This is a genomic window from Streptomyces sp. NPDC040589, assembly GCF_055594445.1.
The window spans coordinates 187075-201944 of the sequence record NZ_JBVIWP010000009.1 but is presented as its reverse complement, the minus strand read 5'-3'; the positions used below and the strand labels follow the sequence as shown (position 1 = coordinate 201944).

Below are 14870 nucleotides of genomic sequence, written 5' to 3'. Positions count from 1 at the left end.
CTCCCCTCACCTCATGAACGCGAGGGCGTTCTCGATTCCCTGCTCAAGGACCTCATCGGCGAACTTCCGGTCGGACAGGGCACGGGACAGTTGCAGCGTCCCCACCATCATGGTGAAGAGCCCGATGGCCTTGGCCCGGGCGGACCCTGGGTCCTCCGGCGTCAGGCGGGCGGAGATCTCCTCCACGACGGCCCGCGCTCCGTCGGTGTAAGCCTGCTTGGTCCCCTCTTCGCAGCGGCCGATCTCGTCGAGCAGGGCGGCGGACGGGCATCCGAGGCCGGGGTGGTCCCGATGTTCGGGGGACAGATACTCGCGAATGAGGTCCTCGAGTCCCGGGCGGCCGGGCCGCAGAGTGCCGTACCTGGCGACCTGCGTGCGCAGTTCGTCGGTCACGACATGGGCGACGAGGTCGTCCTTGGAGGCGAAGTGGGCGTAGAACGCTCCGTTGGTGAGCCCCGCGTCCGACATCAGCGTGGAGATGCCCGAACCGTCGATGCCGTCCTGCTTGAACCGCTGGCCGGCCTTCTCGATGATCCGTTGCCGCGTCACCTGCTTGTGCTCCTTGGTGTAGCGCACCACGAGCTTCCTCCAATCGCTCCGTGAGGCCGTCGCCTCGCGTTCAAGCCCCGTCGATGGCCTGACGTACGTAATACTATAAGCGGCAGGTGAACGGGGCTGCCGATCTGTGAACCTGCAGGCTGGGTGTGGATGGTTCAGGGCCGGAGCCGAGCGCCAGGTCCCGGCCGGGCCGTGACCTCCCCAGGGGTGAGGGCGGAGTGCTCCGCGGAGCACTCGACGACGACGCGGACCGGAGCGTCGCAGTCGGTGTGGCGGACGTCCAGTACGGGACCTTCGGGGCCGAGGGCGTGCCTCTCGCCCCACTGGCTCAGCGCCATCAGGACGGGCCACAGGTCCCAGCCTTTGCGTGTCAGACGGTACTCGTTGCGGGAGCGGCTGCCCGGCTCCCGGTAGGGGGCGGTCTTCAGGACGCCGGCCGAGATCAGCTTCCGGAGGCGGTCGCTGAGGACGGCCTCCGACAGGCCGATGTGGCGGTGGAAGTCGTCGAAGCGGCGGACTCCGTTGACGGCGTCACGCAGGATCAGCAGCGTCCATTTCTCTCCGACCACGTCGAGCGTGCGCTGGACGGGGCAGTTCTCCGTGCTCGCCTCAAGCCACTCCATCCCGCCATCGTAGGGGCCTGGCTTCGTCATTGACAGTCAGGTGAGCGGGAGTCTAGCTTCATTTGAAAAAGTCAGAGGGGAAGGCGCTGGGCTGTGGGACGAACGCGTACGTATCAATGGGAAGATCCCGCGGTCCTGGCGGAGGCCGCCGGACGCATGGCCGGTATCGACTTCCTGCGCGAGTTGCAGGCCGGGCGGATGCCGGGGCCGCCCATCAGTCACACCCTCGACTTCACCCTGGACGAGGTGGAGCCCGGAAGGGCGGTCTTCTCGCTGACGCCGGGGGAGGAGCACTACAACCCGATCGGCAGCGTGCACGGCGGCGTCTTCGCCACTCTGCTCGACTCGGCGGCGGGTTGCGCCGTCCAGTCCACCCTCCCGCAGGGCATGGCGTACACCTCGCTCGACCTTACGGTGAAGTTCCTGCGGCGGATCACCGCGGACACGGGGGTGGTGCGCGCCATCGGCACGGTTGTCAGTCAGGGCCGTCAAACCGCCCTCGCTCAGGCGCAGTTGCTCGACGCGAAGGACCGCCTGCTCGCCCACGCCACCAGTAGCTGCATGCTCTTCCCGGTGCCTCCCTCGCGGTGAGCCGCAGCCGTGTTGAGACGCCCGAAGGGTGAGTCCCCGCGGGCGTCAGGCGCTTCGTCAGGCGGCGTGGGAGGGGTAGTCGGTGTAACCGGCCGCGCCACCGCCGTAGAAGGTGTTGGGGTCGGGGGCGTTCAGGGGTGCGCCGGAGCGTACGCGCTCGACGAGGTCGGGGTTGGCGAGGGCCATGGTGCCGACGGCGATGACGTCGGCCACGCCGTCTTCGATGTCCTTGGCGCGGGTGGCGAGGTCGGCGCCGGCCCGGTTGAGGATCAGCGTGGCCGGCCACAGCTCGCGGAGGGTGGAGAGGAGTTCCTCGTCGCCGCCGTGGCCTATGTGGAGGTAGGCGAGGTCGAGGGGTGCGAGGGCGCGCAGGAGGTGCGGGTAGAGCTCATGGGGGTCGCTCTCTTCGAGGTCGTTGAGCTGGAAGGGGTTGCCGGGGGAGATCCGGATGCCGGTGCGGCCGGCGCCGATCTCGTCGGCCACAGCCGTGGCGACCTCCACCGCGAAACGGATCCGGTTGTCGAGGGAACCGCCGTACTGGTTGGCGCTGGGGAAGAGGAACTGGTTGACCAGGTAGCCGTTGGCCCCGTGGATCTCGACGCCGTCGGCACCGGCCGCGATGGCTGCCGCGGCGGCGCGCCGGAAGTCGTCGACGGTCGCGGCGACCTCCGCGGTGGACAACTCGCGCGGCACCGGCATCTCCTGGAGTCCGGACGCGGTGAACGTGAGCCCCGCCGGCTTGATCGCGGAGGGGGCCACCGGCTGCCGGTGGTGGGGGGTGTTGTCCGGGTGGGCGATGCGCCCGGCGTGCATCAGCTGGATGACTGTACGGCCGTCCTCCTTGCGGACGGCGTCGGTGACCTTGCGCCAGCCGGCGATGTGTTCCTCGGTGTAGATGCCTGGGGTCGCCGGGTAGCCCTGGCCGTCGGCGGAGGGCTGGGTGCCCTCGGTGATGATCAGCGCGTGCGAGGCGCGCTGGGCGTAGTACTCGGCGTTCAGCTCGGTCGGTACGCCCTCCGGCGTGGACCGGCTGCGGGTCAGGGGGGCCATGGCCAGCCGGTGCGGCAGGGGGATCTCTCCGGCGACGGTCGGGTTCCACAAGGCGTTCAGCATGGGTGATTCCTCGGATGGATGAGTGGTGGATCGCTGAAGGGGCCGGGGTGGAGGCGGCCTCCTCTATAAAAGTATGGTCGTAATGCTATGGGGCGGGACGTGGGACCGCAAGCGGGCCCTCGGGTGGCTCGCGAAGCTTGCGGCGCCCGGTCGGCCGACCCGGAGACAGGCTGGCGGCTGGCCCTGATTGGTTTGCCCGACAGGTCAACTCGCCCTACGGTGGGGTCACTTCGACGAGACGTTCCCCAGAAGCACGCCGCAGAGCGGGAGCGTCCCACCTCGCTGAGGTGCCGGAGGGGCGGCAGCAGTCTTTGTCGACCCTTCCTTTCGGAGGCTTCCTTCATGAATGTCGGTATCGGCCTGCCCATCGGCGACCCTGCCACCTTGCTCACCTGGGCCCAGCGCGCCGACGCCGGGCCCTTCAGCACGCTCGGCCTGCTCGACCGGCTCGTCTACGACAACCCCGAACCCCTGGTCGCGCTCGCCGTCCTGGCGGGCGCCACCTCCCGTCTCCGCGTCCAGACGGAAGTGCTGCTCGCCCCGCTGCGCGACACCGCGCTGCTCGCCAAGCAGGCCGCCACCTTGGACCGGATGACCGGTGGCCGCCTGAGCCTCGGCCTGGGCATCGGCGGCCGGGACGACGACCATCAGGTCACGGGCGTCGACCTGCGCACCCGAGGCCGACGCCTCGACGAGCAGATGGCGGTGATGCGCCGCCTGTGGTCCGGCGAGCCGTACGGCGACGGTGTCGGACCGATCGGTCCTGAGCCCGCCCGGCCCGGCGGACCCGAGGTCCTCTTCGGCGGCTTCAAACCCGCCGCGATCGAACGCGTCGCGCGCTGGGGTGACGGCTTCCTCGCCGCCGCGGCGCCCTCCTGGGCAGGCGGACTGTTCGACACCGCCCGCAGGTTCTGGAAGGAGTACGACCGCGACGGCGAACCACGCCTCGTCGCCCAGGTCAACGTCGCCCTCGGCCCGGACGACGTGGTCCATGACGCCCGGACCGACATGCACGCGTACTACACCTTCACCGGCATGGCCGACCGGATGGTGGCCGGAATGCTCACCACGCCGGCCGAGATCCGCGACGCGATCGCCGGCTTCGCCGACCTCGGCGCCGACGAGGTCATCCTCTACTGCTACGGCCTCGACCCGAACCAGGTGGACCGCCTCGCGGATGTCCTGTGACGGTGGCGCCTGCTCGGCGGAGAGGTCGCTGCGCAGCCTCGACTCCAAGGACTTTCAGCCGACGTCGAAGACATTCGGCAGCCGGAGGAGGTAACGGGTGCGGTCGTGTCGCTTGAGTGCCTCCAACTCGGGGGCCCGGTACAAGGGGGTCACGGTGCACCGCTCGGCGGTCGAGCCGATTCGATCCAGCAGGGCGTTGACGGCCTGGCGGGCCGAGGAGTTGGCGCCCTCCATGGTGGCGAGATCGATGGGCACGGCCACGTAGTCGCCGGCCAGGAAGAGGTTGGGGATCTTCGTCGCCGATCGCGGGCGGTGGTGGAAGGTCCCCACCGGGTGGATGAGCAGCTGTTCCTCGTTGACAGGGTGCGGCGTGCCGAGTCCGTCCACGGCCGGATCGAGGAACCAGGAGTGCAGTACGGAGTCCTTCAGGACCGTACGGCCGCTGTCGTTGAGCGCCGCCTTCAACTGCGCCCACACCTCGCGGGCGACTTCGGTACGAGTGCATTGCTTGGCCGTCTTGCCGTACAGGATGCCGGGACTGTCCCACTCCGAGACGTCGACGGACAGGCAGTCCGCGACCGTGCCGTCGCCGAAGTCGGCGGGGAAGTCGTGGCCCGGCCAGTGCTGGGCCTGGGCGATCGCGGTCAGCGACCACGGGGAGTCGATGAGGTCGAGATGGCCGTGCAGGATCGGCGTACGTTCGGTCAGGTAGAACTGAATGCCGGTCATCCAGTCCGTCTCCAGCTGGTCACACTCGGCCAGTTGGGGATCGGCGGCGCGTACGGCGGAGTTCCATGTGCGGCGGGCGTGCTCGACCGGCATCGCCGAAATGTAGTGGTCGGCGGTGACGGTCCGGCGCGCGCCTGCGGGGTCCTCCACGACAGCCCCGGCGATCACACCCGAGTCCAGGGTCAGGTCCCGTACGGTCCAGCCGACGCGGAACTCGACGCCGAGGGACCTCAGGTACGTCACCCAGGGGTCGATCCAGGCCTCGTTGGTGGGCGCGTTGAGGATCCGGTCCAGCGGTCCGTCCGCGCCCCGCCCGAGGAGGTTGAAGGCGAAGGCCTCCAGCAGGGTGGCGACCGTACGGGTGCTGGCCTCCTCCGCCTTGGTGGCCACGATGTTGCGGGTGATGCCGACGGCGAGGATCCGCTGGTAGTCGTAGGACATCCGTCCGGCCCGTACGAACTCCCACCACGGCGTCCGCTCCCATACGTCGTCGCGGCGCTCGTCGCAGCTGGTGAGGAAGACCAGGAAGCGGTTGGCGAAGTAGAGAGCCTCGTGGAGGGGGAGGTTGAAGGCCGTGTCCAGGACCGAGGTGAAGGCGCGGCGGATCTCGTCGGGGGTGAGTTCGGCCGGGGTGTTGCCGGGCCAGGGCAGCGGGATCCGGATGTCCTCGCGGCCGCCCGACCGGGCGAACAGCATCTCCTTGGGGGTGACGAGGTTGTCGTGGACACCGCCTGGGTTGCCGGGGAACGGGATGCGCCGCATGGTGTCGGGCAGGTTGTGGTAAATGCCGGGGATGAAGCGGAAGCCGTGCTCTCCTGGCAGGGGGCGACGGCCGCCCGTGCCGCTGCCCGGTACGTCCATGCTGCGGGCCTTGCCCCCCAGCGCCTTGCGTTCGTAGACCGTGACCCGGAAGCCGCGTTCGGCGAGTTCGTGCGCGGCCGTGAGCCCGGCGACGCCCCCGCCCAGCACGGCCACGGTCTGCGGTGCCGCGCCGTTCTCGGCCGAAGCCCGCTCGGCGGCTCCGAGGGTGACGACGGCGCCGCCGGCGGCCGCGGCCGTGCCCAGGAACCCTCTGCGCGTGGTACCGCTCATCGCTACCCCTTACCGTCGGTAACATCGGGGCGCACGAGGATAGGGGCGAGGCGGCAATCCCGGAAGGCGGCCGACGCAACTTTGACTTGATGCCGCATCACTCGGCGACGGTCACACCACACGCTTCTTCGGGCAGGCGCCCGTGCATGGTGCCGCTGTGATCGGCGTAGTAGTTGTACACGCGCACGTGATCCTGGCCGGGAGAGGCGTAGCCGTGGCGCTGGACGGTGCGGTCATCAGGCCGGCCGGTTGTCGCTATTCGGCGCCGAGACCGGCGTCGTCGACCTCGTCCTTGCCTTCGGACGTGAGGACCTTGTTGAGCGGTGCCAGGTCGTAGATGTCCTTCAGATCGGGCTTCTCCAGCAGACCGGCCTTCACCGCGTGCTCCGCTTCGGTGTTCAGGGTGGGGGCCAGCGGGTCGTCGAGGAAGGTGATGGACTTCCAGGCCGGGTCGATGACGTCGGCGGGCAGGGCCTTGCCCGACAGCTTCGCCAGCGCGGCGTTGGCGGACGCCTTGGCCTTCTCCGGGTTGGCGTTGATCCACTCGTTGGTCTTCACGGAGCCGCGCAGCACCGCCTCGACGACGTCCGGGTGCTCCTTGAGGAACTGCTGCCGCACGATGATGTTCGTGATGACGAACTTCTTGTCGGGCCACAGGGTCGACTCGTCGAGCAGTACCTTGCCGCCCTCGGCGACCAGCTTGGACGCGGTCGGCTCCGGCACCCAGGCGCCGTCGACGGAACCGGACTTGTAGGCGTCCGGGGTGATCTTGTTGTCGGTGCGGACGACGGAGACGTCTCCCTTGCCGCTCTGCGCGTCGACCTTCCAGCCCTGCTCCGCGATCCAGTTGAGGAACGCGACGTCCTGGGTGTTGCCGAGCTGCGGCGTGGCGATCTTCTTGCCCTTGAGGTCGTCCACGGACTTCACCTTGTCCGGGTTGACGACGAGTTTCACGCCCCCGGAGGCGGAACCGCTGATGATCCGCAGGTTCTTGCCGTTCGACTTGGTGTAGCCGTTGATCGCGGGGGAGGGGCCGATCCAGCCGATGTCGATGGAGCCGCCGTTCAGCGCCTCGATCTCGGAGGGGCCGGCGTTGAACGTCGAGGGCTTGATCGTGGTGCCGCCGAGTTCCTTCTGGAGGAGACCCTCCTGGACGCCCACCAGAGCGGTGCCGTGCGTGAGGTTGGGGAAGTAGCCGATCTTCACCTCGCCGGCGGAGAGCTTCTTGGCGTCCGCCGCGACCCCGCTCTGCCGGTCGTCGTCAGTGTTCTCGGAACCGTAGCCGCAGGCGGTGAGCAGGAGGGGGAGCGCGGCTATGGCGGCGAGGGTGCGCAGGGTGGTGAGCGGTCTTCCGGCAGACACGAAGGTGTCCTCTCAGGGATGGGTGATCAGGGAGCTGTGAAGGGGTGACAAGGGCTGACGGGCTTGATTCCTAGCTTTCCTATCTGGTTGCTGGGGATAGTGGCAGAAGGTCGCGTCCGCCCCAAGAGGTTGTTCGAATGATGGACGCATCGGGCGGGCGGCCGGGAGGGGACTCGCCCCTCCCGGCCGCCCGGGTGGTTCAGGAGGCCGCGGGTGTGTAGTGGGAGGCGTCGTCTCCCTCGACGACGTGGCTGAGGGTGCCGTCGATGCCGGCGGGGATGTCGCCCGCGACGGTGACGCGGTGGAGGAGGCGGGGCAGGTCGCCGTAGTCGTCGGGGGCGTAGTGCTGGGTGATGCGGTTGTCGAACAGGACCACGTCGCCGGGTGTCCAGGTGACGCGCACGATGTTCTCCGGGCGGGTGATGTAGGCCTGGAAGATGCGCAGCAGGTCGCGGGAGTCGGACGGGCCGAGGCCGACGATGCTCTGGGCGAAGCCGCCGATGAACAGGGCCCGTTCCCCGGTCTCGGGGTGGACGCGGACGACCGGGTGGGCGGTGCGGTACTTGCGGGAGACGAACCGCTTGCGGTGTTCGGCGGCCTTGTCGTTCTTGGGGGCGGCGTAGTCGTAGTCGTTGGTGTGGACGGCCCACAGCTTGTCGGCCAGCTCGCGCAGCGGCTCGGGCAGGTCCCGGTAGGCGGCGGCAGAGTTGGCGATGAGGGTGTTGCCGCCGTAGGGCGGGACCACGATGCTGCGCAGCGTGGACGCCTTGGGGGGTGTGCGCACGAAGGTGACGTCCGTGTGCCAGCGGTTGGCGCGGATGCCTTCGTCGCCGTCGACGGGCAGGATCTGGGGCTGGCCTTCGACGGAGGGCACGGTGGGGTGGGCGGTGGTGAGTTCGCCGAAGAGGGAGGCGAATCGGAGCTGGCCGGCGTCGTCGAGGTTCTGGTCGCGGAAGACGAGTGCCTTGTGTTCCAGGAGGGCGGAGTTGATCTCGGTGACGATGGCGGCGTCGAGGTCGCCGGAGAGGTCCACGCCGAGGATCTCGGCGCCGATGCGGCCGCCGATCCTGCGGATGTCGAAGCCGGTGCTGGTGGTCATGTGCGGGTCTTCCTTTCGGGCAGCGGGTGGAGAGGTGACGCGTCGGAAAGTCGTCAGGACGTGATCGGCGGGGAGGATTTCTTGGATCCCGGCGGTCCGAGGGAAGGGCCGACGGCCCGGAGCGCACCGGGCGTGCGGCCTTGCCCCCAGCCGATGTGCCGGCGGTAGCTGCCGAGCAGGCCGGCGCGGTCCAGGTTCTCCTCGTCCCGCGTGGTGGGGTCGTCGGACAGCGGGCTGGTCAGGGGCGCGACGTACAGCGCGTCGGCCGGGCAGTTCGCCTCGCACTGGAAGCAGGTCTGGCAGTCGTCGCGGCGGGCCAGCACCGGGATGCCGTCCTCGCCCCGGTCGAAGACGTTGGTCGGACAGACCTTGATGCACTTGTCGCAGGTGATGCAGCGCTCCGCCGAGACCAGTTCGATCACGAGGCCACCTCCAGCGGTGCCGCCGGTGCGGCCGCCAGGGGCTCGGTGCGGGTCCACACCCGGTCGAGGCCACCCGTCACGATGCGGTGACGCTGCTCGGGGTCCTGTGCCGGGTGGTCGAGCCGCTTGGCCATACCGCGGGTTTCCGTGCGCGCCAGCGCCGAGGCGTACATCCAGCGGGCATGCGCCGCCATCGCCGCGGCCTGCCTCGCCCGTACGGTGTCCCCGCTCCCGGCGTGCAGGGCGGCACGCGACTCCTCCCACACCCTGTCGAGCACCTTCAGCGACGCGGTGAGCCGGTCGCCGTGGCGCAGATAGTTCTTCTCGTACGGGAGCACCTCGTCCTGGACCGCGGCGACGATCGCACGGAAGCCGTCGGCCGGACCGGGGGTCCCGGTGGGGCGGAGCCCCGCCCCGCCCGCTGCCACCAGGCGCCTCGTACCGGCGCGCACTCCGAGGGTGCGGGCATGGCGGGTCGCGCCCCGGCCTGCCCAGGTGCCGGAGGCGATGGCCCAGGCGGCGTTGTGGCTGCCGCCGCCGGTGAAGCCGCCGCAGATCAGCTCGCGGGTCGCCGCGTCGCCGGCCGCGTACAGCCCGGGCACGGTGGTGGAGCAGTCGTCGCCGGTGATGCGGATCCCGCCGGTGCCGCGCACGGTGCCCTCGGCGAGGAGCGTGACGGCGAACAGCTGGGTGAACGGGTCGATACCGAGCCGGTCGAACGGGAGGAAGAAGTTGGGCTGGGCCAGCCGCATGGCCTTCTGGGCCGCGGCGTCCGCCCGGTCCAGGCGGCAGTACACCTTCTCGCTGAGCAGTGCCTTCGCGATCACGGACCGGCCGCCCTGGCTGGCCGCGCCCTCCAGGACCGTGCCGTCCGCGTGGTAGAAGGTCGCGAAGGAGTAGAACGCGGTCTTGGTGACGGAGGTCCCCTCGGGCGCGATGCCGTACGCGTTGGAGAACTCCATTCCGGACAGCTCCGCGCCCGCCTCGGCGGCGAACAGCGCTCCGTCGCCGGTGTTGACGTTGCAGCCGAGCGCACCGCTGAGGAACGCGCAGCCGCCGGTGGCCAGGACGACCGCCCCGGCGCGCACCCGGTACGGCTCCCCGGCCTGGCGCCGGTGACCCCTGGCCCCGGCGACCGCCCCGGAGGGATCGGTGAGCAGCTCGGTGACCGGGCTGTGGTCGAGGACGCGTGCCCCGGCGCGCTGGACGCGGATCCGCATCCTGCGCATGTACTCCGGTCCCTGCAGGCCGTTCCTGAGCTGCTTTCCGTCCGGCCCTGTGGGGAACGGGTAGCGTCCGGCCGCCGCCAACTCGTTCACGCCCGCGTACGTCTGGTCCAGCACCCGGGTCATCCAGCGCCGGTCGGCCAGATATCCACCCAGGGCCTCTCTGCTCGCCATGGCCGCCTCCCGCGCCGCCGGCTCCGGGGGGACGTACCAGACACCGGTTCCGGCGGAGGCGGTGGCGCCGCTGGTGCCGCAGTAGCCCTTGTCGGCGAGGACGACATCCGCTCCGTCCTGAGCCGCCTTGAGCGCGGCCCAGGTGGCTGCCGGGCCGCCGCCGATCACCAGGACGTCGGTGGTGAGTTCCAGCCCGGTCATACGGACCGCCCTTCTCCCGCGGTCGCCGCGGCCAGCCGGTTGGCGGGGCGGGGCAGGCCGTAGTGCTCGCGCAGGGTGCGGCCGGTGTACTCGGTGCGGAACAGGCCGCGCCGCTGCAGGATCGGTACGACGTGGTCGACGAAGTCCTCCAGGCCGCCCGGCAGATGGGGCGGCATGATGTTGAATCCGTCCGCGGCGCCCTGGGTGAACCACTCCTCGAGCTGGTCGGCCACCTGCTCCGGGGTGCCGGCGAACACCCGGTGGCCACGGCCGGCACCGAGGCGGGCGATGAGCTCGCGCAAGGTGAGGCCGTCGCGGCGGGCGAGTTCGGCGACGAGCGTGAAACGGCTCTTGTTGCCGTTGATGTCCCGCTCCTCGGGCAGCTCGGGCAGCGGCCCGTCCAGCGGCAGCCCGGTCAGATCGGTGCCGAGCATCGCGGACAGCTGGGCGAGCCCGTACTCGGGCACCTGCAGCTCCGTCAGCTCCCGTTCCAGCGTGCGGGCTTCGGCCTCCGTCGAGCCGATGACCGGGGCGATGCCCGGAAGCACCAGCAGCTGGTCCTCGGTGCGGCCGTGGCGGACGAGCCGTGTCTTGAGGTCCTTGTAGAAGGCCTGGCCGTCGGCGAGCGTCTGCTGGGCGGTGAAGACGGCCTCGGCGTACCGGGCGGCGAACTCCTTGCCGTCCTCCGACGAGCCTGCCTGCACCAGCAGCGGGTAACCCTGCGGTGTGCGGGGGACGTTCAGCGGGCCCTGGACCCCGAAGTACTCCCCGCGGTGGTTGATCTCCCGCACCTTGGCGGTGTCGGCGTAGACGCCGCCCTCCCGGTCGAGCAGGATCGCGTCGTCCTCCCAGCTGTCCCACAACTGGGTGGCCACGTCGACGAACTCCCGTGCCCGCTCGTAGCGCAGCGCGTGCTCCAGGTGCTCGTCCTGCCCGAAGTTGCGGGCCTCGTTCACGGTGCCGGAGGTGACGATGTTCCAGCCGGCCCGGCCTCCGCTGATGTGGTCCAGGGAGGCGAACTTGCGGGCGGTGTGGAAGGGCTCGTTGAAGGTGGTGGAGACGGTGGCGATCAGGCCGACGTGTTCGGTGACCGCCGCCAGAGCCGACAGCAGGGTGAGCGGTTCGAAGCCACCCAGGACGTTGTGTCTGACCTTCCCCCACAGGGCGAGGCCGTCGGCGAGGAAGACGGAGTCGAACAGGCCGCGCTCGGCGGTCAGAGCGAGCTGCTGGAAGTAGCGCAGATCGGTGACCCGTTCGGGCTGGGTACGCGGGTGGCGCCAGGCGGCGTCGTGGTGGCCGGCGTTCATCAGGAAGGCGTTGAGATGCAGGTATCGCGGGCTGGTCGCGGTCATGAGGTTCCTCGGATCGGGGAGGTGAGACACAGGAACGGGAGGGCGGGCCGAGGTCAGCCGTCAGCCGGGAGGCGCCAGGAGCTGAGCCGTCGTTCCACTGCCACCAGGAGTTGGTTGAAGGCCACTCCGACGGCCGAGATGGTGACGATGCCGGCGTACATCTGCGGGATGGCGAAGTTGTACTGCGAGGCGTTGATCAGATAGCCCAGACCCGCCTTGGCGCCGATCATCTCGGCGGCGACGAGTACGAGGATGGAGACCGCTCCGGCCAGTCGGATGCCGGTGAAGACGACCGGTACCGCGGAGGGCAGGATGACCTTCTGGAACAGCCTGGGCGCGGACAGGTCCATCGACTTCGCCAGCTTCAGCAGCGTCGGGTCGACGCCCCGGACCGCGCTGATGGTGTTGAGCAGGATGGGCCAGGTGCAGGCGTAGAGCACGATGGAGATCTTCGAGGTCTCGCCGATGCCGAGCAGGAGCACGAAGACCGGCAGCAGGGCCAGTGCCGCGGTGTTGCGGAAGACCTCCAGCAGCGGGCCGAGGAGGTCGGCCACCGGCCGGTACCAGCCGATCAGCAGGCCGAGGGGCACGGCGACGAGCACGGCGAGGCCGAATCCGCTGAAGGAGCGGACCAGGCTGGCGCGGGCGTTGTCGGCGAGCTGGCCGTCGGTGGCCAGTTCCCACCAGGCACGGGCGACCTCGCTGAACGGCGGCAGGAACGTCCGGTCGACCAGCCCGAGGCGCGGCGCGGTCTCCCAGAGCAGGAGCAGGGCCACGATCGCCGCGGACTTGGTGGCCCCGCTCACCAGCAGATCAGGCAGCCGGCGAGCCAGCCTGCGGGCCCGGGCCGTCGTGACGGGGACCCGGCGCGGCCGCGGAGGCGACGCCTTGGGGGAGGGGACCGCGGCGAGCTCGAGGGTGCCGGACGTGGTGCTCTTGTCGGTGACCGTTCCGGTGGTGGGGCTCATGCGGCAGCCGCCTCCTTCTCCAATTGCTGGGCCCTGGCGACCTCGTCGTGCAGCAGTGACCAGATCTCGTGGCGGTGGCGTGCGAATTCGGGACTGGAGCGCAGGTCGTCCGTGGCGTCACGGGAGCCGAGAGCGACCGGCACGATCTGCTTGACGCGGCCCGGCCTGGACGTCATGACGGCGACGCGCTGCCCCAGGTAGACGGCCTCGTCGATGCCGTGCGTGATGAAGACGACGGTCTTGCCGGTGCGCTGCCAGATGCGCAGCAGCTCGTCCTGGAGCGACTCGCGGGTCTGGGCGTCCAGCGCGGCGAACGGCTCGTCCATCAGCAGCACATCGGGGTCGTAGGCGAGGCTGCGGGCGATCGCCACGCGCTGGCGCATCCCGCCCGACAGCTCGTGCGGATGGCGGTCCTCGAACCCGGTGAGGCCGACGAGATCCAGGAACTCCCTCGCGCGCTGGGCGCGTTGGCGTCGCGGGACGCCCGTGGCTTCCAGGCCGAACTCGACGTTGCCCTGCGCGGTGCGCCAGGGCAGCAGCGCGTACTGCTGGAAGACGATGCCGCGGTCCAGGCCCGGCCCGGTGACGGGTCGCCCGTCCAGCAGGATGCGTCCGCCGGTGGGCTGGGTGAGGCCGCCGAGGAGATCCAGCAAGGTCGACTTTCCGCAGCCGCTCGGGCCGACGAGGACGACGAATTCTCCGGCCGCTATCTGCAGATCGATTCCGTCGAGTGCGGTGAACCGGGTTTCCTCGCCCGCTCCCGCCCGCTTCTTGACGGTGAATTCCTTCGTTACGTTCTCGAACTCGATCTTGGGTGTGGTGGATTCCGGCATAGGGGGTCAGCTCCCGCTGGCGTTGAACTCGTTGGTGTAGAGGTCCGACAACGTGACCTGCCCCTTCTTGATGTCACCGCGCTCGGCCAGCCAGTCGATCCACAGCTTGAGCTCTTTGCCGGTGATGCGGCCCGCCTTCTCGGCGACGCCGAAGGACTGCCAGTACTTGAGGGGTGCGGGGTCCTCGTTTCGGCCGCGCTTCTTCACGATGTCCGTCATCCGGGCGACGACTTCCTCGCGTGGAGTGGAACGGGCCCATTCGATGGCTTTTCCGACACCGGTGACGAAGATGCGGGCGGTGTCGGGGTTCTGCTTGAGGAAGCGGTCGGTCATCACGTAGGTGCCGGCGCTGAAGGCGCCGAGCAGCTGGTAGTCGGTGAACAGCGGGCGGATGCCTCCGGTGGCGAGGGCCTTGTCGCGCAGGAGTCCGCCGAGTACGGCCACGTCGATCTGCTTCTGACGCAGGGTCTGCTCGGTGTTGACCGGCGGGACGACCAGGGGCTCGGCCTTGCCGATGTCCGACTGGGACAGGCCTCCCCGCTGCAGGTAGATGTCGAGCATGGCCTCGGAGTGGGCTCCGAGGGTGTTCATCCCGATCTTCTTGCCGATGAGGTCGCGGGCCGAGCGGATGGGGCTGTCCTCGAGGACGTAGAAGCCGTTGTAGGCGTACTTGTCGGCGCCGTAGTAGCTGATGACGGCCTTGATGGGGGCCTTGTTCGCGGCCAGTTTGACGACCGCGCCGTTGAACGCGCCGCCGAAGTCGATCTGGCCGGTCGCCGCGGACTGGATGTCCTGCGGTCCGCTGATGGTGTTGCCGACCCAGTCCAGCTTCACGTCCTCCAGATAGCCGAGGTCCTCGGCCAGCTCCGGCAGAGTGACCTGGCCCGCCCAGCCCTGATAGCGCAGCGTCTTGGTCCCGCCCTTGCCGGACGAGGCTCCAGCGGTCGTGCCGCAGCTCACGGCCACCGCCGAAAGACCGAGCAGGGAAAGGAATTGGCGTCTGGTCGATGCCGTCGTGGCCATGAAAGGATCCTGTTCAAGGGAATGAGGAAACGGACGTGCCGAGAACATGGGAAACCGCGGCGAACAGCGGGAATGAGACCTCGCCAGAGAGAACTGCGAGGATCGCGGCGTTCTACGGCAGCATCAGTGCGACATGACAGCCGACTGTGAAAGGGAGCGCGGGAGAGCGGTGCCCGTCAGGGGCTCAGATACCGACGGCACAGATGGCGCTGGCCTGGCGTCGCAAATCGACGTGCAGGCGAGCGGAAAGGTTCTCGGAATGGCTCACAGCCAAGAGAGTTGCAGCGAAAACCAGCCACGTCAATGTCGCTTGCGC

At 69.5% G+C, this 14870-nt stretch carries 15 protein-coding genes; 2 read left to right on the top strand and 13 right to left on the bottom strand.

Translation table 11 applies throughout. The features are described from left to right. Positions 1–6 precede the first annotated feature (6 nt). Together ACZ58V_RS32710 and ACZ58V_RS32705 are read right to left on the bottom strand one after the other, a co-directional pair. Positions 7–579: a TetR/AcrR family transcriptional regulator gene (locus ACZ58V_RS32710; protein ID WP_468195727.1), complete on the bottom strand. Its 573-nt coding sequence runs from the start codon at positions 577–579 to the stop codon at positions 7–9. Between the two features lie 134 nt (positions 580–713). Then, entirely contained in the window at positions 714–1181 is a 468-nt protein-coding gene (locus ACZ58V_RS32705) for a winged helix-turn-helix transcriptional regulator (protein ID WP_471294587.1), read from the bottom strand. Between the two features lie 93 nt (positions 1182–1274). Between ACZ58V_RS32705 and ACZ58V_RS32700 the strand changes: the two genes are divergently transcribed. After that, on the top strand, positions 1275–1772 hold the full coding sequence (locus ACZ58V_RS32700; protein WP_468195723.1) for a PaaI family thioesterase: 498 nt from the start codon (positions 1275–1277) through the stop codon (positions 1770–1772). 57 nt (positions 1773–1829) lie between these two features. Here the strand turns inward: ACZ58V_RS32700 and ACZ58V_RS32695 are convergent, their stop codons facing one another. Then, positions 1830–2885, bottom strand: coding sequence for an alkene reductase (locus ACZ58V_RS32695; protein ID WP_471294584.1), 1056 nt, complete (start codon positions 2883–2885; stop codon positions 1830–1832). 342 nt (positions 2886–3227) lie between these two features. Here ACZ58V_RS32695 and ACZ58V_RS32690 point away from each other — a divergent pair, with 342 nt between their 5' ends. Further along, positions 3228–4073, top strand: coding sequence for an LLM class flavin-dependent oxidoreductase (locus ACZ58V_RS32690; RefSeq protein WP_471294582.1), 846 nt, complete (start codon positions 3228–3230; stop codon positions 4071–4073). 54 nt (positions 4074–4127) lie between these two features. Here the strand turns inward: ACZ58V_RS32690 and ACZ58V_RS32685 are convergent, their stop codons facing one another. The 10 genes from ACZ58V_RS32685 to ACZ58V_RS32640 all read right to left on the bottom strand — a co-directional run bounded on the left by ACZ58V_RS32685 (position 4128) and on the right by ACZ58V_RS32640 (position 14822). Continuing rightward, positions 4128–5894 carry a hydroxysqualene dehydroxylase gene (locus tag ACZ58V_RS32685; protein WP_471294579.1) on the bottom strand — a complete coding sequence of 589 codons (1767 nt, stop codon included), beginning with the start codon at positions 5892–5894 and terminating at the stop codon, positions 4128–4130. A gap of 255 nt (positions 5895–6149) precedes the next feature. Further along, the gene (locus ACZ58V_RS32680; protein WP_471294577.1) at positions 6150–7256 is read right to left on the bottom strand and encodes an ABC transporter substrate-binding protein; all 1107 of its coding nucleotides are present in this window, start codon (positions 7254–7256) and stop codon (positions 6150–6152) included. Between the two features lie 199 nt (positions 7257–7455). Continuing rightward, positions 7456–8355, bottom strand: coding sequence for a TauD/TfdA dioxygenase family protein (locus tag ACZ58V_RS32675; protein WP_468195714.1), 900 nt, complete (start codon positions 8353–8355; stop codon positions 7456–7458). A gap of 53 nt (positions 8356–8408) precedes the next feature. Next, positions 8409–8777 carry a 4Fe-4S dicluster domain-containing protein gene (locus ACZ58V_RS32670; RefSeq protein ID WP_468195712.1) on the bottom strand — a complete coding sequence of 123 codons (369 nt, stop codon included), beginning with the start codon at positions 8775–8777 and terminating at the stop codon, positions 8409–8411. Then, positions 8774–10378, bottom strand: a complete 1605-nt coding sequence (locus ACZ58V_RS32665) for an FAD-dependent oxidoreductase (protein ID WP_471294573.1) — start codon at positions 10376–10378, stop codon at positions 8774–8776. Before ACZ58V_RS32665 ends, ACZ58V_RS32670 begins: the two co-directional genes overlap by 4 nt. Beyond that, the gene (locus ACZ58V_RS32660) at positions 10375–11730 is read right to left on the bottom strand and encodes an LLM class flavin-dependent oxidoreductase (protein ID WP_471294571.1); all 1356 of its coding nucleotides are present in this window, start codon (positions 11728–11730) and stop codon (positions 10375–10377) included. Before ACZ58V_RS32660 ends, ACZ58V_RS32665 begins: the two co-directional genes overlap by 4 nt. A gap of 53 nt (positions 11731–11783) precedes the next feature. After that, positions 11784–12698 (bottom strand): ABC transporter permease, encoded by a 915-nt coding sequence (locus tag ACZ58V_RS32655; RefSeq protein WP_471294569.1) that lies wholly within the window; start codon positions 12696–12698, stop codon positions 11784–11786. Then, complete coding sequence (locus ACZ58V_RS32650) at positions 12695–13531, bottom strand: ABC transporter ATP-binding protein (protein WP_468195704.1); 837 nt, start codon at positions 13529–13531, stop codon at positions 12695–12697. Before ACZ58V_RS32650 ends, ACZ58V_RS32655 begins: the two co-directional genes overlap by 4 nt. Before the next feature lie 6 nt (positions 13532–13537). After that, positions 13538–14554 (bottom strand): ABC transporter substrate-binding protein, encoded by a 1017-nt coding sequence (locus ACZ58V_RS32645; protein ID WP_468195701.1) that lies wholly within the window; start codon positions 14552–14554, stop codon positions 13538–13540. A gap of 184 nt (positions 14555–14738) precedes the next feature. After that, positions 14739–14822 carry a putative leader peptide gene (locus ACZ58V_RS32640; RefSeq protein ID WP_471294784.1) on the bottom strand — a complete coding sequence of 28 codons (84 nt, stop codon included), beginning with the start codon at positions 14820–14822 and terminating at the stop codon, positions 14739–14741. Positions 14823–14870 lie beyond the last annotated feature (48 nt).

Excerpts from the sequence above, each read along its gene's own strand:
- ACZ58V_RS32705 (WP_471294587.1), bottom strand. The coding sequence starts at position 1,181 with ATGGAGTGGCTTGAGGCGAGCACGGAGAACTGCCCCGTCCAGCGCACG.
- ACZ58V_RS32695 (WP_471294584.1), bottom strand. The coding sequence starts at position 2,885 with ATGCTGAACGCCTTGTGGAACCCGACCGTCGCCGGAGAGATCCCCCTG.
- ACZ58V_RS32690 (WP_471294582.1), top strand. The coding sequence starts at position 3,228 with ATGAATGTCGGTATCGGCCTGCCCATCGGCGACCCTGCCACCTTGCTC.
- ACZ58V_RS32685 (WP_471294579.1), bottom strand. The coding sequence starts at position 5,894 with ATGAGCGGTACCACGCGCAGAGGGTTCCTGGGCACGGCCGCGGCCGCC.
- ACZ58V_RS32675 (WP_468195714.1), bottom strand. The coding sequence starts at position 8,355 with ATGACCACCAGCACCGGCTTCGACATCCGCAGGATCGGCGGCCGCATC.
- ACZ58V_RS32665 (WP_471294573.1), bottom strand. The coding sequence starts at position 10,378 with ATGACCGGGCTGGAACTCACCACCGACGTCCTGGTGATCGGCGGCGGC.
- ACZ58V_RS32660 (WP_471294571.1), bottom strand. The coding sequence starts at position 11,730 with ATGACCGCGACCAGCCCGCGATACCTGCATCTCAACGCCTTCCTGATG.
- ACZ58V_RS32655 (WP_471294569.1), bottom strand. The coding sequence starts at position 12,698 with ATGAGCCCCACCACCGGAACGGTCACCGACAAGAGCACCACGTCCGGC.
- ACZ58V_RS32650 (WP_468195704.1), bottom strand. The coding sequence starts at position 13,531 with ATGCCGGAATCCACCACACCCAAGATCGAGTTCGAGAACGTAACGAAG.
- ACZ58V_RS32645 (WP_468195701.1), bottom strand. The coding sequence starts at position 14,554 with ATGGCCACGACGGCATCGACCAGACGCCAATTCCTTTCCCTGCTCGGT.